The sequence below is a fragment of the Pseudomonas sp. NFX5 genome (assembly GCF_049132125.1).
Lineage (GTDB): Bacteria > Pseudomonadota > Gammaproteobacteria > Pseudomonadales > Pseudomonadaceae > Aquipseudomonas > Aquipseudomonas marginalis.
Map to the genome: position 1 here is coordinate 387106 of NZ_JAFMZG010000028.1, position 19766 is coordinate 406871.

A 19766-nucleotide genomic window follows, 5' to 3' on the forward strand; every position below is an offset into this window, starting at 1 on the left:
GCGATCTCCCTTTTGTGCATGCCGGCAAAATCTCGGCATGCTTTAGAGAACAAGAATTGTTCGCATTGTAGGGGGCCGCCAACCGTTCGGCAATGTGCGAAGGCAGGTGTTTCATCCGTTCTGTTTTGCTTATGAGAATATTTATCATTAATATTGCGCGCTGATGAACCTGGCGCCTCCCGCATGAAAAGCAAAACCTCACTGCCTGCTTCCTATCGTCTCGCCGTTACGTCGCGCGTGCTGGCTGCTGTCGTCGGCGGTTACCTGATGGCGTCCCTGGCCAGCATCTGCCTGGCGCTGTGGATGCCAACGTCCCGCGCCGATGCGGTGATTACCGGGATGATGAGTTCGTTCGTGTTCTACCTGTTGGCAGTGCTGTGGTGCTTCGCCTGCCGTACGGCATGGCGCGCGTGGTGCGGCGTGATGCTGCCGAGTGCGGCGTTTGCCACCCTGGCGGGCGTGGGCTTGTGGATGGCACGCACATGAAAGAGGGCTTTCGCCAGGCCATGGCCTGGTTGCACACCTGGGCCGGTCTGATCTTTGGCTGGCTGCTGTTTGCGATTTTCCTGACGGGCACCCTGGCCTATTTCAAGGATGAGATCACCCACTGGATGCAACCCGAAGTACAGGCCCATCCCCTGGATGACGCGCGCAGCCTGAGTGTCGCCCAGGACTACCTGCAGAAGGTCGCACCCACGGCCGCACGCTGGTTCATCACTTTGCCGGATAGCCGCGACCCTGGCCTGTCGGTGATGTGGCAAGACAAAGTCGACCCCGGCAAACGCGGCAATTTCATTCAGAAAACCCTCGACCCCGTGAGCGGGCAAACCGTAGAGGCCCGGGAAAGCATGGGCGGGGATTTCTTCTACCGCTTCCACTTCCAGCTGCAAATGCCTTACCCGTGGGGCCGCTGGCTGTCGACCATTGCAGCGATGGTGATGTTCGTGGCGTTGATCACGGGCATCATCACCCACAAGAAAATCTTCAAGGACTTCTTCACCTTCCGCCCCCGCAAAGGCCAGCGTTCCTGGCTCGACGGGCATAACGCGGTGGGTGTGCTGGTGCTGCCGTTCCACCTGATGATCACCTACAGCAGCCTGGTGATTTTCATGAGCATGGTGATGCCGGCGCCGATCGTGGCCTCCTATGGCAACGACACCCGGGCCTTCTTCAATGACGTGTTCCCCGCCACCAACAACGCGCCGGCGCTGGGCCAGCCCGGCCAATTGCTGTCATTGCTGCCGATGTACGAGCAGGCGAGGGCGCAGTGGGCGGGTGGGCATGTCGGGCGGTTGGCGGTGAACAACCCGAGTGATGTAAACGCTTCGGTGAACCTGTTCCGTGCCAGCTCCGACCGCGTGGTGCATGACTTCGGCAGTACCGTGTCGTTCAACGGCAACACCGGCGAGTTGTTGCGGGTCAGCGCTGAACAATCGCTGCCGGCGGCGATCGGCGGCAGCTTCTATGGCCTGCACATGGGCCATTTCGCCGGTCCGGTGCTGCGCTGGTTGTACTTTATCTGCGGCCTGGCGGGCACGGCGATGATCGGCACGGGGCTGGTGATCTGGCTCGGCAAGCGGCAACTCAAACATGCAAAAAGCGGCGTGATGCCGTTTGAACTGCGGTTGGTGGAAGTGCTGAACATCGCCAGCATGTCCGGGCTGTTGATCGCCATTGCAGCCTTCTTCTGGGCCAACCGTTTATTGCCGGTGGGCTTTGCCGAGCGCTCCGATTGGGAAGTGCAGGCCTTCTTTATCGCCTGGGGCCTGAGCCTGTTGCACGGGATCCTGCGCCGGGGCCGCCAGGGTTGGGTTGAGCAATTGAGCTTCGCAGCACTGCTGTTTGCTGCAATCCCGTTGCTCAATGCCCTGACCACATCGCAGCACTTGGGCGCTTCACTGGCGACGGGCGACTGGGCCATGGCCGGCTTCGACCTGACCTGCCTGGCCAGCGGCGTGTTCCTCGCCTGGGCAGCCTGGAAGATGCAGCACCGCAAGGCCCCGCAGCCCAAGACCGAACGGGCGCGGCCGCTGCAGCTCAAGCAGGAGGCGAACTGAATGCTCCTCGCGCTGCTGATGTGTTACGCCGGGTTTACCGCCTTGTGCCTGTCCACCGACCGTCACCACGGCGAACTGCTGCACAGCAAGCCATCGCCTCGGCGGCGTATTGCTTTGCGCGTCATCGGTTGGCTGCTGCTGACCGTGTCGATCTGGCCCGCCGTGGCTGTCGCCGGTTGGGGCCTGGGCCTGGTGGAGTGGTGCGCGGTGTTGATGCTCAGCGCCCTGTTGCTGGTGCTGTTGTTGCCGTATCGGCCAAGGCTGGCCTTGCTCCTGGCAGGCGTCGGCCTGCTGGCCAGCCCTGTTGCCGCCTTCGCAACGTTCTGAGCCGCGGCCATGATGATCAGCACCCCACCCGATTCCCAGGACAGCCCGCAGGCTGACGCGGCGGGTGGGCGTGCGCATTTCCTGCAGGTGTTCCTGTCCCAGCGTTCGCAGATGGAAGCGTTGGTGAGCCGACGTGTCGGGTGCCGCGCCACGGCGGCCGACCTGGTGCAGGACCTGTTCCTGCGGTTTTGGCGTCGGCCATTGGTGCAGGTCGAAGAACTCAGCACCTACCTGTTGCGCTGCGCCGGCAATATCGCCATCGACCACCTGCGCAGCGAAGGCGCGCGGGTGCGCAGCAGTGAAGGCTGGCTGCCGGAGCAGCAGGATAACCAGGGCTCAGAGCCCCAGGCGGCGCTCGAGGCGGGCAACGACCTGCGGCATGTCGAAGCCGCCCTGCGCAGCCTGCCGGAGCGCACCCGGCAGATCTTCCTGCTCAACCGCATTCACGGGCGCAAGTACGCGCAAATCGCCAAGGCCATGGGCCTGTCCCAAAGCGCCGTGGAAAAACATATGATGCGTGCCCTCGAAGCCTGCAAAGCCAGCCTTCGCGAACCATCGCCATCGCGCACGCCAGGGAAAGCACCGTGAATCCGACCCCCACGCCAGACCAGGAACAAGCCGCACTGGCCTGGCTGAGCCTGTTGCACGACCAGCCCAGCAGTGGCGACCAGGCCACGTTCAGCCGCTGGCTACGGGCCGATCCTGCGCACGTCGAAGCCTATGCCCAGGCCCAGGTGCTTTGGGAGTTGAGCGAAGTGCCGGCACGCCAACTGGCGGATGAGGATGCGCTGGCATTGCAGGGCTACCTTAATGCGATGAACACCCCTAGGCGCTCGCGGGTGGTGCGCTGGTCCGGCGCACTGGCCATGGCGGCGTGCCTGGTGTTGATGGTGTCCATGGGCGCCGGTTGGCAGCCTTCGCGGTGGATCGATGATTTCGGCGCCGATTACGTGAGCGCACCGGGAGAAGTGAAGACCGTCACCCTGGCTGATCAATCCCAGGTCACGCTGGATGCGGACAGCGCCATTGCCGTGGACTTCAGCCACGGTGAGCGGCATATCCAATTACGTCGCGGTGCAGGTTTTTTCAGCGTCACCCACACCGGCGAGTCCTTTGTGGTCGAGGCGGGCGGCGGCGAAGCGCGGGTGCTGGGGACGCAGTTCGAAGTGCGCCTGCAACCGGCAGGGGCCGAGGTGACGGTGTTGTCGGGGCGGGTCGGCGTGACCGCGTCGAAACAGGGCCCACAGCAAATTCTGACGGCGGGCCAGCAAGTGGCCTACGCCGATGGCAGCGCCGATCCCTTGCACGCGGTCGACAGCGAATCCCGCCTGGCCTGGCGGGATGGCTGGCTCAACTACTACAAGGCACCGCTGGCCGATGTGGTCAAGGACCTGGGGCGTTACTACCCTGGCCGCATCCTGCTGCTCAGCGAAGAGATGGGTGCCAGGCGCGTCAGCGGCAGCTTCCCGAGCAAGGACCCGCAGGCGGTACTCAACGCCTTGCAAGCGGTATTGGGGTTCGAGCAGCACAGCCTGTTGGGGCGGGTGATCGTGGTCCGCTGATTACTTCAGCGCGGCCATGATCGCGTCAGGGTTGTAGTCGCGAATCAGCGTCCCGTTGACGTCCACAAACGGAATCCCGCCACCGCCCAGCGCTTCATACGCCTTGCGCGCCTGGGCGTCCTTCTCGATATCGACGGCCTGGTACGGAATACCCTTCTGGTCCAGGAAGCGGCGGATCTGCTTGCAGTAGCCGCACCACTCGGTGGCATACAGCACCACCCGCGCTGATGCTCGCGTCTGCTCCGGCACCACCTGGGAAGGGTTGAGCAGCCGCTCGACCTTGCCCCAGTTCTGGATAACCACCACCACCAGCAACACCAGCAGGACTTTCTTGAGGACCCCGCCGAGCATCAGTTACGGCGCTTGAGCTGGTCGGTCAGTTGGGTCGGCAGGCCCTTGATGATCAGGGTGCCGGCGGCTTCGTCGTACTCGATCTTGTCGCCCAGCAAGTGTGCTTCAAAACTGATGGACAAGCCCTCGGCGCGCCCGGTGAAGCGGCGGAACTGGTTGAGGGTGCGTTTATCCGCCGGGATTTCCGGCGACAGGCCGTAGTCCTTGTTGCGGATATGGTCGTAGAACGCCTTGGGCCGATCTTCATCGATCAACCCCGACAGCTCTTCAAGGCCCATGGGCTCGCCGAGCTTGGCCTGGCTGCTGGCGTAATCGACCAGGGTCTTGGTTTTTTCGCGGGCGGATTCGTCCGGCAGGTCTTCGCTTTCGACGAAGTCGCTGAAGGCCTTGAGCAGGGTGCGCGTCTCGCCCGGGCCGTCGACGCCTTCCTGGCAGCCGATGAAGTCGCGGAAGTATTCCGAGACCTTCTTGCCGTTCTTGCCCTTGATAAACGAGATGTACTGCTTGGACTGCTTGTTGTTCTGCCACTCGGAGACGTTGATACGCGCTGCCAGGTGCAGTTGGCCCAGGTCCAGGTGGCGCGACGGGGTCACGTCCAGCTCGTCGGTCACCGCCACGCCTTCGCTGTGGTGCAGCAGGGCGATGGCCAGGTAGTCGGTCATGCCTTGCTGGTAGTGGGCAAACAGCACGTGGCCGCCGGTGGAGAGGTTGGACTCTTCCATCAGTTTTTGCAGATGTTCGACGGCGGTGCGGCTGAACGTGGTGAAATCCTGGCCACCCTCGAAATATTCCTTCAACCAGCCGCTGAACGGGTGCGCGCCGGATTCGGCATGGAAGAAACCCCAGGCCTTGCCTTGTTTGGCGTTGTAGCTCTCGTTGAGGTCGGCAAGCATGTTCTCGATGGCGGCCGACTCGGCGAGCTCGGAGTCGCGGGCGTGGAGAACTGCGGGTGTGCCGTCGGGTTTTTTGTCGATCAGGTGGACGATGCAATGACGGATCGGCATGGGCTTCTCGGCTGGTTGAAGGGGAGCGGTCGGCCTCCCCGAAAAGTCGCCCAGTGTACCGCACCCATTGGTCAAGACACGCGTCGAAGGGCATTTTGGATGCTCTCGGACGAGGCATATGCCTTTTTTTCACGGTTTAGAGCGATAAAGCTGACCAAATGGGTAGGTAGAAGCGGATATTTCCCCGTCTCTGTGCTAGTTTTGCCCCGTCTTACGCCAAGTCTCGGCGATAAGCGTGCATTCAGCATCTGTCAGGTCGAACCAATCCCCGTTTCAAGCATCTATAACCCCGATCTCCGTGGTTATAGCCGGGGGTGCCAGGCCATGACGGTCGGGCTCGACGGCTGACACTGCACTCTGCAATCCATATGAATTTGATAGGGAAGGAACACCACAATGGCTATTACTAAAGACCAACTGATCGCTGACCTGGCTGAAGCAGTAGACGCACCGAAAACCACCGTGCGCGCACTGCTGGACCAACTGAGCCAAGTTGTTGCTGACCAGCTGGAAAACGGCGGCGAAATCACTCTGCCAGGCGTTGGCAAACTGAAAGTGACCGAGCGTCCTGCCCGTACTGGCCGTAACCCTTCGACTGGCGCTGCCATCGAAATCGCTGCCAAGAAAGTTATCAAGCTGGTTGTGGCCAAAGGCCTGACCGACGCTGTTAACAAGTAAGACGCAGCAAAAAAAAACCGTGCTCCGGAGCGATCCGGGCACGGTTTTTTGTTGCCTGGGATTTGTCTCTATCGCACCCAGCGCTGGCGCCAGATCTGCTGTTCGTTCTTGGTCTGGAAGGTCCAGGCCACGAAACGGCTCTGCTTCTGGCCCTGGGACATTTCCACCACCTGGCTTTCCAGCACGCCGGCTTTTTTCAGGGCGGTCTCGATCGCGGGCAAGTTTGACGCTTTTGACACCAGGGTGCTGAACCACAACACCTTGTGGGCAAAGTGCGCACTCTCGGCGATCAACTGCGTCACGAAGCGCGCTTCACCGCCTTCACACCACAACTCGGCCGATTGGCCGCCGAAGTTGAGCACCGGCAATTTGCGCTTGGGATCGGCCCGGCCCAGGGCGCGCCACTTGCGCTCGCTGCCCTTGGTGGCTTCGTCCATGGACGCATGGAACGGTGGGTTGCACATGGTCAGGTCAAAACGCTCACCCGGCTCCAGCAGGCCCAGCAGGATGTGCTTGGGGTTTTCCTGCTGGCGCAACTGGATGACCTTGCTCAGGTCGTTGGACTGCACGATGGCCTTGGCGGCGGCCACGGCGATGGGGTCGACTTCCGAGCCGAGGAAGTTCCAGCGGTACTCCATATAGCCAATCAGTGGGTAGACGCAGTTGGCGCCCATGCCGATGTCCAGCACCTTGACGATTGAACCGCGCGGGATCTTGCCCTCGTTGACACTGGCCAGCAGGTCGGCGAGGAAGTGCACGTAGTCGGCACGTCCCGGTACCGGCGGGCACAGGTAATCGGCCGGGATGTCCCAATGCTGGATGCCATAGAAGGCCTTGAGCAACGCCCGGTTGAACACCCGCACCGCGTCCGGGCTGGCGAAGTCGATGCTCTCTTTGCCATAGGGGTTGATGATCACGAATTGCGCCAGTTCCGGCGTGGTCTTGATCAACGCCTGGAAGTCGTAACGACCTGTGTGGCGGTTGCGTGGGTGCAGGGTAGCCTCTTTGCGCGGCGCGACGGGTTTGGCCGTGGCTGCGGTCTTAGGCTTCTTGCGTGGAGGTTTGGGCGTAGTGGGGGCGGTCATGATGATTCTGGTGTTGGCTCAAAGTGGCGGCCATTGTCACACATTCCCGAGGATAACTCGGTCAAATGTGGGAGGAGGCTTGCTCCCGATAGCGGTGGATCAGTCAAGACTAGCCTGGCTGACAGATCGCCATCGGGGGCAAGCCCCCTCCCACATTGACTGTATTGCCAGCAAGGGATTGAGAAACACCAGGCAAAAAAAGAGACCCGAAGGTCTCTTTTTTCACACGGATTGCCCCTTACAGGCTGGAAATCCGCGCATGTTGCTCCGCCAGCTTGCCCAAAGCCTGTTCGGCCTCGGCCAGCTTGGCGCGTTCCTTATCGATCACTTCAGCCGGTGCCTTGTCGACGAATGCCGCGTTGGACAGCTTGCCGCCCACCCGCGCCACTTCGCCTTGCAGGCGCAGGATTTCCTTGTCGAGACGGGCCAGTTCCGCGCCCTTGTCGATCAGGCCGGCCATCGGCACCAGCACTTCCATCTCGCCGACCAGCGCGGTCGCTGACAGTGGCGCTTCGGCGCCATCCGCCAATACGGTGATCGATTCCAGCTTCGCCAGCTTCTTGAGCAGCGCATCGTTCTCGGTGAGACGACGCTGGTCTTCGGCGCTGGCGTTCTTCACGAATACCGCCAGGGGCTTGCCCGGGCCGATGTTCATTTCGGCGCGGATGTTGCGCGTGCCGAGCATCAGGGTCTTGAGCCATTCGATGTCGCTTTCGGCCGCCTCATCGATACGTGCTTCGTTGGCCACCGGCCAAGGTTGCAGCATGATGGTCTTGCCGTCTTTGCCGGCCAGCGGCGCGAGGCGCTGCCAGATTTCTTCGGTGATGAACGGCATGAACGGATGCGCCAGGCGCAAGGCGACTTCGAGCACGCGTACCAGGGTGTGACGGGTGCCGCGCTGACGTTCGATCGGCGCGTTTTCGTCCCACAATACGGGCTTGGACAGTTCCAGGTACCAGTCGCAATACTGGTTCCAGATGAACTCGTACAAGGCCTGTGCGGCCAGGTCGAAACGGAACTGGTCGAGTTGACGGGTCACTTCGGCTTCGGTGCGCTGCAATTGCGAGATGATCCAGCGATCCGCCAGGGACAGCTCGATGGCCTCGCCGTTCTGGCCGCAGTCTTCGCCCTTGTCCAGCACGTAGCGCGCGGCGTTCCAGATCTTGTTGCAGAAGTTGCGATAGCCTTCGACGCGGCCCATGTCGAACTTGATGTCGCGACCGGTGGACGCCAGCGAGCAGAAGGTGAAGCGCAGCGCATCGGTGCCGTAGCTGGCAATGCCGTCGGCGAATTCGTCGCGGGTCTGCTTCTCGATCTTCTTCGCCAGTTTCGGCTGCATCAGGCCCGAGGTGCGTTTCTGTACCAGGGTTTCCAGGTCGATGCCGTCGATGATGTCCAGCGGGTCGAGGACGTTGCCCTTGGACTTGGACATCTTCTGGCCCTGGCCATCCCGCACCAGGCCGTGCACGTACACGGTCTTGAACGGTACCTGCGGGGTGCCGTCCTCGTTCTTCACCAAGTGCATGGTGAGCATGATCATCCGGGCAACCCAGAAGAAAATGATGTCGAAGCCGGTGACCAGCACGTCGGTGGAGTGGAATTTCTTCAGGAATTCGGTCTGCTGCGGCCAGCCCAGGGTGGAGAAGGTCCACAGGCCCGAGCTGAACCATGTGTCCAGTACGTCGTTGTCCTGTTGCAGTGCCACATCCGGACCGAGGTTGTGCTTGGCGCGTACTTCGGCTTCGTCGCGGCCCACGTAGACCTTGCCCGACTCGTCGTACCAGGCCGGAATGCGATGGCCCCACCACAGCTGGCGGCTGATGCACCAATCCTGGATATCGCGCATCCACGAGAAGTACATGTTTTCGTACTGCTTGGGCACGAACTGGATACGCCCGTCTTCCACGGCAGCAATCGCCGGCTCGGCCAGGGGCTTGGTGGACACGTACCATTGGTCGGTCAGCCACGGCTCGATCACGGTGCCGGAGCGGTCGCCCTTCGGCACTTTCAGGCCGTGGTCGTCGACGCTGACCAGCAGGCCGGCAGCGTCGAAGGCAGCAACGATCTGCTTGCGCGCTTCGAAACGGTCAAGGCCGGCGTATTCGGCCGGGATCTTGCCGTCGATGCTCTCGTTCAGCGTACCGTCCAGGTTGAACACCTGGCAGGCCGGCAGCACGGCGGCATTCTTGTCGAAGATATTCAACAGCGGCAGGTTGTGGCGCTTGCCGACTTCGTAGTCGTTGAAATCGTGGGCCGGGGTGATTTTCACACAGCCGGTGCCGAATTCAGGGTCGCAGTAATCGTCGGCGATGATCGGGATGCGGCGGCCTACCAGCGGCAACTCGACGAACTTGCCGATCAGTGCCTGGTAGCGCTCGTCGTTCGGGTTGACCGCGACGGCGGCGTCGCCAAGCATGGTTTCCGGACGGGTGGTGGCGACGATCAGGTAGTCGTTGCCCTCAGCGGTCCTGGCACCGTCCGCCAGTGGGTACTTGAGGTTCCACAGGAAACCTTTCTCGTCGTGGTTCTCCACTTCAAGGTCGGAAATTGCCGTGTGCAACTTGGTGTCCCAGTTGACCAGGCGCTTGCCGCGGTAGATCAGGCCGTCTTCATGCAGGCGCACGAAGGCTTCTTTCACCGATTCCGACAGGCCGTCATCCATGGTGAAGCGCTCGCGACTCCAATCGACGGACGAACCGAGGCGACGGATCTGACGGCTGATGTTGCCGCCGGACTGGTCTTTCCATTCCCAGATTTTTTCCAGGAATTTCTCGCGGCCCAGGTCGTGACGGTTCTGGCCGGTGGCTTCGAGTTGGCGCTCCACCAGCATCTGGGTGGCGATACCGGCGTGGTCGGTACCCGGTTGCCACAGGGTGTTGCGGCCCTGCATGCGGCGGAAACGGATCAACGCATCCATGATCGCATTGTTGAAGCCATGGCCCATGTGCAGGCTGCCAGTGACGTTCGGTGGCGGAATCATGATGGTGTAGGACTCGCCCGCGCCTTGCGGAGCGAAATAGTTCTCGGACTCCCAGGTGTTGTACCAGGAAGTTTCAATAGCGTGCGGCTGGTAGGTCTTATCCATGCGCGGCGGGACCCTAGTTGGCATATATTCAGGAAAGCCGGCAAGTATAACGGGGGATAGGGCGCAGGGCGAGGCGAAGGCGGGCTTAAGGTGCAGGCAATCAAATGTGGGAGGAGTTTGCCACCTCCCACAGGGGATCTATGGACGGTTCAAGACTGGTACTGGCTGAGCAGCCGCTCCATCCGTGCATCCATCCGGCGCTTGATCTCGGTTTCGATATGGGGGGCAAAGTCGTCGATCACATCTTGCATGATCAATTGCGCAGCGGCACGCAGTTCGTTGTCCAGGTGCAGCAGCAGGGCGTCGGGACCCTTTTCAGCCGCAGCAGGGGCAGCGTCCACCACAACGGGGGCTTCGACAACCGGTTCTGGTGCAGCTTGCTTGCTACCGACCATGTCGAACAACAGCGGAATCTGTACCTCGCCATCGGCCTGTTCGGTCAATAGTGGCGGTTGCAAGTCATCATCACCCAGCAACTGACGAATCGACTCGAGGTCGTCCAGCAGGTGGTCATCTTTTTTTGTCGGGTTGGGAGTGTCCATCATGTACTCAAAGTCGTTGTAGCCGGTGATCTTGCAAAGGATAGCCCTGTTCGCGGTAGAAACGGAAACTCTCCCGCGCGGCCTGACGAATAGCCGGATCTTCCACCACCACTTCCGCCACACGGGCGAAGGCCTTGGCAAAAGGCGGTACTTTCAGGTCCAGGTTGACCAGCAGGTCCTGGTGATTGCCGCAACTGTCTCCCAAACCCAGGGCAACCTGGCCTTCGGGTTCTGATTCTGCGGGGCCGTGGGGCACGAAGCTTTCGCCCTTGAAGCGCCACAGGCGGGCGTCGAGCTCGTCGCGTTGGGCGGCATCGCTGCAATGCAGGTAGATGCGGTGGCCCATGCGCCAGGCTTTCTCGGTGAGCTTGCAGGCGAAGTCCAGGCGCGCGAGCGGATCGGCGCTGGGCAATATATAGAAGTCGACTTGGGTCATTGCGGTTCCTGAGGCCGGGGCGGTGAGATCACCGCCCCGGCATCTTCAGTGTCAGGCTTTGGCGCGGTCCAGCAGGTATTGGGTCAGCAATGGCACCGGACGGCCGGTGGCGCCCTTGTCCTTGCCGCCGCTGGTCCAGGCCGTGCCGGCGATGTCCAGGTGCGCCCAGTTGAAGTTCTTGGCGAAGCGCGACAGGAAGCACGCAGCCGTGATGGTGCCGGCTTTCGGGCCGCCGATGTTGGCGATGTCGGCGAACGGGCTGTCCAGCTGCTCCTGGTACTCATCGAACAGCGGCAGTTGCCAGGCGCGGTCGTCGGCGGCCTTGCCGGCGCTGAGCAGTTGCTCGATCAGCTCGTCGTTATTGCCCAGCAGGCCCGAGGTGTGGGAGCCCAGTGCCACGATGCAGGCGCCGGTCAGGGTGGCGATGTCGATCACGGCCTGTGGCTTGAAGCGCTCGGCGTAGGTCAGGGCATCGCACAGCACCAGGCGGCCTTCGGCGTCGGTGTTGAGGATTTCCACGGTCTGGCCGCTGAGGGTGGTGACGATGTCGCCCGGACGGGCCGCGCCGCCGCTGGGCATGTTCTCGGCGCAGGCCAGGATGCACACCAGGTTGATCGGCAGCTTCAGTTCCAGCACGGCGCGCAGGGTGCCGAATACGCTGGCGGCGCCGCCCATGTCGTACTTCATCTCGTCCATGCCCAGGCCCGGCTTGAGGCTGATGCCGCCGGTGTCGAAGGTGATGCCTTTGCCGACCAGGGCGTAAGGCTTCTCGGACTTCTTGCCGCCGTTGTATTGCATCACGATCAGGCGTGGCGGCTGGTCGCTGCCCTGGCCCACGGCATAGAACGAGCCCATGCCCAGTTCCTTGATCTTCTTCTCGTCCAGGACTTCGACTTTCAGGCCCTTGAACTCTTTACCCAATGCCTTGGCCTGTTCGCCCAGGTAGGTCGGGTGGCAGATGTTCGGCGGCAGGTTGCCCAGGTCGCGGGTGAACGACATGCCATTGGCGATGGCCTGGGCGTGGGTCACGGCGCGCTCGACTTCAGCCTGGGCGGCCTTGATGGTCAGCAGGGTGATTTTCTTCAGGGCGCGGGGTTCGGCTTTCTGGCTCTTGAACTGATCGAAAATGTAGCCGCCGTCCACCAGGGTTTCGGCCAGCAGGCGGGTCTTGCCGTAGCTGTCACGGCCCTTGACCACGATTTCATCGAGTGCCAGTGCGGCATCGCTGCCGCCCAGGCCCTTCAGGGTGTTGAGGATGCCGCTGATGATCTTGCGGAACGGACGGTCGCCCAGTTCAGCGTCCTTGCCCACGCCCACCAGCAATACGCGGTCGGCTTTCAGGTTGGGCAGGCTTTGCAGCAGCAGGCTCTGGCCGACTTTGCCGGCCAGGTCGCCGCGCTTGAGGACCGCGCTGATCGCGCCGCCGCTGAGTTCGTCGAGCTGCCTGGCGGCTACGCCGAGCTTGCGGCCTTCGCCGATGGCGACCACGAGGGTGGCGGTTTTCAACGTTTCGGGGCTAACGCTTTTTACAACCAATTCCATTTTCGGGTCCCTTATATAAGGTCTGAGAGCCTGGCGTCTGTACGCAGGCTTTAAAGCGTGGCGGCTGTGTAAACCACCAGCGACAAAGGCCGCAGTTTGAACCTCGCCGACGGAGCCTGACAACCCTTTGTGCCTGCGCATGAGGTTGCGCAGTGACAGGCGCGGTCAATCACAGGATAATGCGCCATCTTTTTAGCCGGCCCGGTGCAAACGGGCTGACTCGGTATGCTTGCTTGTTTGGCCGCCTTAGCCTGACAACCCTGGAGTGTCTGGTTTGATCGTCTTCCGTTATCTGTCCCGCGAAGTCCTGTTGACCCTGAGTGCCGTGAGTGCGGTCCTGCTGGTCATCATCATGAGTGGTCGTTTCGTCAAATACCTGGCCCAGGCTGCCTCCGGCGCCCTGGACCCAGGCTCGCTGTTCCTGATCATGGGCTTTCGCCTGCCGGGATTCTTGCAACTGATCCTGCCGCTGGGCCTGTTCCTCGGCATCCTGCTGGCCTACGGCCGCTTGTACCTTGAAAGTGAAATGACCGTGCTCTCGGCCACCGGCATGAGCCAGCAGCGCCTGCTGGGCATGACCATGATTCCGGCGGCCGGTGTTGCGCTGATCGTGGCCTGGCTGAGCCTGAGCCTGGCTCCCCAGGGCGCCATGCAGTTCCAGCTGGTGCTGAACAAGCAGGATGCGATGACCGAGTTCGATACCCTCGAGCCGGGCCGTTTCCAGGCACTCAATGACGGCTCGCGGGTGACCTACACGGAAACCCTGACCGACGACCGCGCCAACCTGGGCGGTGTGTTCATCTCCGAGAAACGGTTTGGCCAGGACAAGAAAGACCGGGGCATTTCCGTGCTGGTGGCCGATTCGGGCCGCCAGGAAGTGCGTCCTGACGGCAGCCGCTACCTGATCCTGGAAAATGGCTATCGCTACGATGGCAGTCCAGGCATGGCCGACTATCGCGCGATCAAGTACGACACCTATGGCGTGATGCTGGCCCGCCCGGATATCAGCGACGAAGTCACCGACCGCGACGCCATCCCCACGGCGGACCTGCTCGGCAGCAAGGAACTGCGTTCCATCGCCGAGCTGCAATGGCGGATTTCCCTGCCGCTGCTGGTGTTTATCGTGACCCTGATGGCCGTGCCGCTGTCGCGCGTCAACCCGCGCCAGGGCCGTTTCCTCAAGCTGTTGCCGGCGATCCTGCTGTACATGGCTTACCTCACCATCCTGATTTCCGCCCGTGGCTCCCTGGAGAAAGGCAAGCTGTCGCCGGTCCTGGGCCTGTGGTGGGTGCACGGCATGTTCCTGGTGATCGGCCTGGGGCTGCTGTATTGGGAGCCTATTCGTTTGAAAATGATGAGCCGTCGTGGCCAGAAGGAGTTGGCTCGTGGCTAAGCTCGATCGCTACATTGGTAGCAGCGTCCTGATCGCCATCCTGGCGGTACTGGGCATTATCCTGGGCCTGGCCTCGTTGTTCGCCTTCATCGATGAAGTCGGCAACGTCAGCGACACCTATACCGTATGGGACGTGCTCGGCTACGTGGCACTGACCGCGCCGCGTCGTCTCTACGACATGATGCCGATGGCCGCGCTGATCGGTTGCCTGATCGGCCTGGGCAGCCTGGCCAGCAACAGCGAACTGACCATCATGCGCGCCGCCGGGGTGTCCGTGGGGCGTATCGTCTGGGCGGTCATGAAGCCAATGTTGCTGCTGATGCTGTGCAGCGTGCTGATCGGTGAGTACGTCGCGCCGCCGGCCGAAACCACCGCCCAGGCCAATCGCGCCCTGGCCCAGGGCTCGGGCGATGCACAAAGCGCCAAGCATGGCCTGTGGCACCGCCAGGGTGATGAGTTCATCCACATCAACGCCGTGCAACCGGGCGGGCTGTTGATCGGTGTGACGCGCTACACGTTCGACAAGGAACGTCACATGCTGTCGTCCAGTTTCGCCAAACGCGCGCAGTACGGCGACGAAAAGTGGCAACTGACCGACGTCACCACGACTTACTTCCGCAATGTCGGCCAAGGCACCAAGGCCAGCACCGAAGTGATCAATGTGCCGAGTGAAGAGTGGGATATCGCCCTCAAGCCGGAACTGCTCAATACGGTGGTGATGATCCCCGAAAGCCTGCCGATCTCCGGGTTGTGGGGCTATATCCACTACCTGAAGGATCAAGGCTTGAATAACGGTCGTTACTGGCTGGCATTTTGGGTCAAGGTGTTGCAACCGGTGGTGACCGCCGCACTGGTGTTGATGGCGATCTCGTTCATCTTCGGTCCGTTGCGCTCCGTCACCCTCGGTCAGCGGGTATTCACGGGCGTGCTGGTCGGTTTCACCTTCCGCATCGCCCAGGACCTGCTCGGCCCGTCGAGCCTGGTGTTCGGGTTCTCGCCACTGTTTGCAGTGCTGGTGCCGACGGCCATCTGCGCCCTGGCCGGGTTCTGGCTGCTGCGCCGGGCCGGCTGATACCGCGCCGTTGGATAAAAAATGCCCCGCTCGGATGAGCGGGGCATTTTTGTTCTGGTCAGCAAAGATGACGCCCGGCCTGAGCATCAGGTACAATTCCCGGCTATTTTTCAGCGGGCAATCTGCCTGCAGCCTTTTTGAGTGTTGATCCGTGAGTGATTTGAGTCATATCCGCAATTTCTCCATCATCGCCCACATTGACCATGGTAAGTCGACGCTGGCCGATCGATTCATCCAGATGTGCGGCGGCCTTGCCGAGCGTGAAATGGAAGCCCAGGTGCTGGACTCCATGGACCTCGAACGCGAGCGCGGGATCACCATCAAGGCCCACAGCGTTACCCTGTACTACACCGCCAAAGACGGTATCAAGTACCAGTTGAACTTCATTGACACCCCCGGCCACGTGGACTTCACCTATGAAGTCAGCCGCTCCCTGGCGGCCTGCGAAGGTGCGCTGCTGGTGGTGGACGCGGGCCAGGGCGTTGAAGCCCAGTCCGTGGCCAACTGCTACACCGCCATCGAGCAAGGCCTGGAAGTCATGCCGGTGCTGAACAAGATCGACCTGCCGCAGGCCGATCCGGACCGCGTAAAAGAAGAAATCGAAAAAATCATCGGCATTGACGCCACCGACGCCGTCGAGTGCAGCGCCAAGACCGGCCTGGGCGTCGATGAAGTGCTCGAGCGCCTGGTCAAGACCATTCCAGCCCCCACCGGCAACTACGAAGATCCGCTGCAAGCGTTGATCATCGACTCCTGGTTCGACAACTACCTGGGGGTTGTCTCCCTGGTACGCGTGCGCCACGGCCGTGTGAAGAAGGGCGACAAGATCCTGGTCAAGTCCACCGGCAAGATCCACCTGGTGGACAGCGTCGGTGTATTCAATCCCAAGCACACCGCGACCACTGATCTGAAAGCCGGTGAAGTAGGCTTCATCATCGCCGGTATCAAGGACATCCACGGTGCGCCGGTGGGTGACACCCTGACCTTGAGCTCCACCCCTGACGTCGACGTGCTGCCGGGCTTCAAACGCATCCAGCCGCAGGTCTACGCCGGCCTGTTCCCGGTCAGCTCCGACGACTTCGAAGACTTCCGCGAAGCCCTGCAAAAGCTGACCCTCAACGACTCGTCGTTGCAGTACACCCCGGAAAGCTCCGACGCCCTGGGCTTCGGCTTCCGCTGCGGCTTCCTCGGCATGCTGCACATGGAAATCATCCAGGAGCGCCTTGAGCGCGAATACGACCTGGACCTGATCACCACGGCGCCGACGGTTATTTTCGAGCTGCTGCTCAAAAACGGTGAAACGATTTACGTCGACAACCCGTCCAAGCTTCCAGACCTGTCTTCCATCGAAGACATGCGCGAACCGATCGTGCGGGCCAATATCCTTGTCCCGCAGGAACACCTGGGCAACGTCATTACCCTGTGTATCGAAAAGCGTGGCGTGCAGCACGACATGCTGTTCCTCGGTACCCAGGTGCAAGTGACCTACGATTTGCCGATGAACGAAGTGGTCCTGGACTTCTTTGACCGTCTCAAATCCACCAGTCGCGGCTATGCTTCGCTGGATTACCATTTCGACCGTTACCAATCGGCTAATCTGGTGAAACTGGATGTGTTGATCAACGGCGACAAGGTCGATGCCCTGGCACTGATCGTGCACAAGGACAATGCGCACTACAAAGGTCGCCAGTTGACCGAGAAGATGAAAGAACTGATTCCGCGCCAGATGTTCGACGTCGCGATCCAGGCCGCCATTGGCGGGCAGATCATTGCGCGAACCTCCGTCAAGGCACTCAGAAAGAACGTACTGGCCAAATGCTACGGCGGTGACGTAAGCCGTAAGCGCAAGCTGCTTGAGAAGCAAAAGGCCGGTAAAAAACGCATGAAGCAAGTGGGCAACGTGGAAATTCCACAAGAAGCCTTCCTTGCGGTGCTCAGGTTGGATAGTTAGGTCCTATGTCGCTAAATTTCCCGCTGTTGCTGGTCATCGCCGTTGCCGTTTGCGGTCTCCTGGCGTTGCTCGATCTGGTGTTCTTCGCCCCGCGTCGGCGGGCGGCTATCGCGTCCTATCAGGGCAGCGTCAGCCAGCCCGATGGCATGGTGATCGAGAAGCTGAACAAAGAGCCCTTGCTGGTTGAATACGGCAAGTCGTTCTTTCCGGTGTTGTTCATCGTGCTGGTGCTGCGTTCGTTCCTGGTGGAACCGTTTCAGATCCCGTCGGGCTCGATGAAACCTACCCTGGACGTGGGCGACTTCATCCTGGTGAACAAGTTTTCCTACGGGATTCGCCTGCCGGTGATCGACAAGAAGGTCATCGAAGTCGGTGATCCGCAACGCGGCGATGTGATGGTGTTCCGCTACCCGAGCGACCCGAACGTCAACTACATCAAGCGTGTGGTAGGCCTGCCGGGCGACGTGATTCGCTACACCAGCGACAAGCGCCTGTTCATCAACGGCGAGTCGGTGGCCGAGAAGCTGATCGGTTCCGAACCGAACAGCCTGGGCAGTGCCGAGCTGTACCAGGAAAAACTCGGTGCGGTAGAGCATGAAATCCGCAAGGAAATGAGCCGCTACCGTGCCATGCCTGACGGCGAGTGGAAAGTGCCGGCCGGGCACTACTTCATGATGGGCGACAACCGCGACAACTCCAATGACAGCCGTTACTGGGATGACCCCAGCATTCCCAAGGACCTGCTGGGCATGGTTCCCGACCAGAATATCGTCGGCAAGGCCTTTGCGGTCTGGATGAGCTGGCCGGAACCCAAGCTCAGCCACCTGCCGAACTTCTCGCGGGTCGGGCTGATCAAGTAATACAAGCGGCGCTGTGCACACAGCGCCGAATGCTTTTCTGGGGCTTGGACATTTCCCGTCCCCGTGCAATACCAACCAGGATTTGAATTTGAACACTGCGTCAATCGTCGATGGCCGCCGGTGCCACCACACAGATATGGGTAAACCGTGACCGTTTCTCTAAGTCGTCTCGAGCGCCAGCTCGGCTACACCTTCAAGGATCAGGAATTGATGGTCCTTGCCCTCACACACCGCAGCTTTGCAGGGCGTAATAACGAACGCCTGGAATTCCTCGGTGATGCCATCCTCAATTTCGTCGCCGGTGAAGCACTGTTCGAGCGCTTCCCCCAAGCCCGTGAAGGTCAGCTGTCGCGTTTACGCGCACGCCTGGTAAAGGGCGAGACCCTGGCCGTACTGGCCCGTGGTTTTGGCCTGGGTGAGTACCTGCGCCTGGGTTCCGGCGAGTTGAAGAGCGGCGGGTTCCGCCGTGAGTCGATCCTGGCCGATGCGCTTGAGGCGTTGATCGGCGCGATCTACCTCGATGCCGGCATGGAAGCGGCCAAGGAGCGCGTCACCGCGTGGCTGACCTCCGAGATCGAAAGCCTCACGCTGGTCGACACCAACAAGGATCCAAAGACCCGCTTGCAGGAGTTCCTGCAATCGCGCGGTTGCGACCTGCCACGCTACGAAGTGGTGGATATCCAGGGTGAACCCCATTGCCGCGTGTTCTTCGTGGAATGTGAAATCACCTTACTGAATGAAAAAAGCCGAGGTCAGGGTGTGAGCCGTCGTATTGCCGAACAGGTAGCGGCCGCTGCAGCACTGATTGCCCTGGGCGTGGAGAATGGCCATGACTGATTCAACCGCAACACGCTGTGGCTATGTTGCCATCGTCGGCCGCCCGAACGTGGGCAAGTCCACGCTGCTGAACCATATCCTCGGCCAGAAGCTTGCAATCACCTCGCGCAAGCCGCAGACCACCCGCCACAACATGCTGGGCATCAAGACCGAAGGCAGCGTGCAAGCGGTCTACGTCGACACCCCGGGCATGCACAAGGGCGGCGAGAAAGCCCTTAACCGCTACATGAACAAGACGGCCTCGGCGGCGTTGAAAGACGTGGACGTGGTGATCTTCGTGGTCGACCGCACCAAGTGGACCGACGAAGACCAGATGGTCCTCGAGCGCGTGCAGTACGTCACTGGCCCTTTGATCGTCGCGTTGAACAAGACCGACCGCATCGAAGACAAAGCCGAGCTGATGCCGCACCTGAGCTGGCTGCAGGAGCAACTGCCGAACGCCCAGATCATGCCGATCTCGGCCCAGCACGGGCACAACCTCGAAGCCCTGGAGCGCGTGATCGCCGGTTACCTGCCGGAGAACGAGCACTTCTTCCCGGAAGACCAGATCACCGACCGCAGCAGCCGTTTCCTCGCCGCCGAACTGGTGCGTGAGAAAATCATGCGCCAGATGGGCGCCGAGCTGCCGTACCAGATCACCGTCGAAATCGAAGAGTTCAAGCAGCAGGGCAAGACACTGCATATCCATGCGCTGATCCTCGTCGAACGTGACGGCCAGAAGAAAATCATCATCGGCGACAAGGGCGAGCGCATCAAGCGCATCGGCACCGAAGCGCGCAAGGACATGGAATTGCTGTTCGATTCCAAGATCATGCTTAACCTGTGGGTGAAGGTTAAAGGCGGCTGGTCCGATGATGAGCGCGCACTGCGCTCCCTCGGCTACGGCGACCTGTAAGGACACCGCAGGGCAAAAAATGTGGGAGGGGGCTTGCCCCCGATAGCGGTGGATCAGTCACTTATTTATTAACTGATCCACCGCTATCG

The 19766-nt window shown here is 61.1% G+C and carries 19 protein-coding genes; 12 read left to right on the top strand and 7 right to left on the bottom strand.

Features of this window, described 5'->3' with window-relative positions; all coding sequences use genetic code 11:
- Positions 1–183: 183 nt before the first annotated feature.
- Genes J1N02_RS18905 through J1N02_RS18925 form a run of 5 tightly spaced genes read left to right on the top strand, consistent with a single transcriptional unit; the run spans position 184 to position 3946 of the window.
- Positions 184–486, top strand: a complete 303-nt coding sequence (locus tag J1N02_RS18905; RefSeq protein WP_027604677.1) for a DUF3649 domain-containing protein — start codon at positions 184–186, stop codon at positions 484–486.
- Complete coding sequence (locus J1N02_RS18910) at positions 483–2057, top strand: PepSY-associated TM helix domain-containing protein (RefSeq protein WP_421147573.1); 1575 nt, start codon at positions 483–485, stop codon at positions 2055–2057. Before J1N02_RS18905 ends, J1N02_RS18910 begins: the two co-directional genes overlap by 4 nt.
- Positions 2058–2384, top strand: a complete 327-nt coding sequence (locus J1N02_RS18915) for a DUF3325 domain-containing protein (protein WP_027604675.1) — start codon at positions 2058–2060, stop codon at positions 2382–2384. It begins immediately after the preceding gene.
- A 9-nt stretch (positions 2385–2393) separates the two neighbouring features.
- Positions 2394–2972: an RNA polymerase sigma factor gene (locus tag J1N02_RS18920; RefSeq protein ID WP_027604674.1), complete on the top strand. Its 579-nt coding sequence runs from the start codon at positions 2394–2396 to the stop codon at positions 2970–2972.
- The gene (locus J1N02_RS18925) at positions 2969–3946 is read left to right on the top strand and encodes a FecR family protein (RefSeq protein WP_421147574.1); all 978 of its coding nucleotides are present in this window, start codon (positions 2969–2971) and stop codon (positions 3944–3946) included. Before J1N02_RS18920 ends, J1N02_RS18925 begins: the two co-directional genes overlap by 4 nt.
- Here the strand turns inward: J1N02_RS18925 and J1N02_RS18930 are convergent, their stop codons facing one another.
- Together J1N02_RS18930 and yejK are read right to left on the bottom strand one after the other, a co-directional pair.
- The gene (locus tag J1N02_RS18930) at positions 3947–4297 is read right to left on the bottom strand and encodes a glutaredoxin family protein (protein ID WP_027604672.1); all 351 of its coding nucleotides are present in this window, start codon (positions 4295–4297) and stop codon (positions 3947–3949) included.
- Complete coding sequence (yejK, locus tag J1N02_RS18935; protein ID WP_012722392.1) at positions 4297–5301, bottom strand: nucleoid-associated protein YejK; 1005 nt, start codon at positions 5299–5301, stop codon at positions 4297–4299. Before yejK ends, J1N02_RS18930 begins: the two co-directional genes overlap by 1 nt.
- Before the next feature lie 396 nt (positions 5302–5697).
- Between yejK and J1N02_RS18940 the strand changes: the two genes are divergently transcribed.
- The gene (locus tag J1N02_RS18940; protein ID WP_003188840.1) at positions 5698–5979 is read left to right on the top strand and encodes an HU family DNA-binding protein; all 282 of its coding nucleotides are present in this window, start codon (positions 5698–5700) and stop codon (positions 5977–5979) included.
- Positions 5980–6047: 68 nt separating this feature from the next.
- Here the strand turns inward: J1N02_RS18940 and rlmF are convergent, their stop codons facing one another.
- From rlmF to J1N02_RS18965, 5 genes are all read right to left on the bottom strand, one after another.
- Positions 6048–7064 carry a 23S rRNA (adenine(1618)-N(6))-methyltransferase RlmF gene (gene rlmF / locus J1N02_RS18945; protein ID WP_027604671.1) on the bottom strand — a complete coding sequence of 339 codons (1017 nt, stop codon included), beginning with the start codon at positions 7062–7064 and terminating at the stop codon, positions 6048–6050.
- Positions 7065–7302: 238 nt separating this feature from the next.
- Positions 7303–10149 carry a valine--tRNA ligase gene (locus J1N02_RS18950; RefSeq protein ID WP_027604670.1) on the bottom strand — a complete coding sequence of 949 codons (2847 nt, stop codon included), beginning with the start codon at positions 10147–10149 and terminating at the stop codon, positions 7303–7305.
- A 149-nt stretch (positions 10150–10298) separates the two neighbouring features.
- Positions 10299–10694 carry a hypothetical protein gene (locus J1N02_RS18955; RefSeq protein WP_043293424.1) on the bottom strand — a complete coding sequence of 132 codons (396 nt, stop codon included), beginning with the start codon at positions 10692–10694 and terminating at the stop codon, positions 10299–10301.
- Positions 10695–10698: 4 nt separating this feature from the next.
- Positions 10699–11127, bottom strand: coding sequence for a DNA polymerase III subunit chi (locus J1N02_RS18960; protein WP_092356241.1), 429 nt, complete (start codon positions 11125–11127; stop codon positions 10699–10701).
- A gap of 51 nt (positions 11128–11178) precedes the next feature.
- Positions 11179–12669, bottom strand: a complete 1491-nt coding sequence (locus tag J1N02_RS18965; protein ID WP_027604667.1) for a leucyl aminopeptidase — start codon at positions 12667–12669, stop codon at positions 11179–11181.
- A gap of 274 nt (positions 12670–12943) precedes the next feature.
- Between J1N02_RS18965 and lptF the strand changes: the two genes are divergently transcribed.
- The 6 genes from lptF (at position 12944) to era (ending at position 19677) form a co-directional block, all read left to right on the top strand.
- A complete protein-coding gene (gene lptF, locus J1N02_RS18970) occupies positions 12944–14062 on the top strand; it encodes an LPS export ABC transporter permease LptF (RefSeq protein WP_027604666.1) in 1119 nt (372 codons plus the stop codon).
- Complete coding sequence (lptG, locus tag J1N02_RS18975; RefSeq protein ID WP_027604665.1) at positions 14055–15134, top strand: LPS export ABC transporter permease LptG; 1080 nt, start codon at positions 14055–14057, stop codon at positions 15132–15134. The genes lptF and lptG overlap by 8 nt, the downstream gene beginning before the upstream one ends.
- 151 nt (positions 15135–15285) lie before the next feature.
- Positions 15286–17085, top strand: a complete 1800-nt coding sequence (gene lepA, locus J1N02_RS18980; RefSeq protein WP_027604664.1) for a translation elongation factor 4 — start codon at positions 15286–15288, stop codon at positions 17083–17085.
- Between the two features lie 5 nt (positions 17086–17090).
- Positions 17091–17945 (top strand): signal peptidase I, encoded by an 855-nt coding sequence (gene lepB / locus J1N02_RS18985; RefSeq protein ID WP_027604663.1) that lies wholly within the window; start codon positions 17091–17093, stop codon positions 17943–17945.
- Between the two features lie 147 nt (positions 17946–18092).
- Positions 18093–18782 carry a ribonuclease III gene (gene rnc / locus J1N02_RS18990; RefSeq protein ID WP_027604662.1) on the top strand — a complete coding sequence of 230 codons (690 nt, stop codon included), beginning with the start codon at positions 18093–18095 and terminating at the stop codon, positions 18780–18782.
- Complete coding sequence (gene era / locus J1N02_RS18995) at positions 18775–19677, top strand: GTPase Era (RefSeq protein WP_027604661.1); 903 nt, start codon at positions 18775–18777, stop codon at positions 19675–19677. The genes rnc and era overlap by 8 nt, the downstream gene beginning before the upstream one ends.
- Positions 19678–19766: the final 89 nt, after the last annotated feature.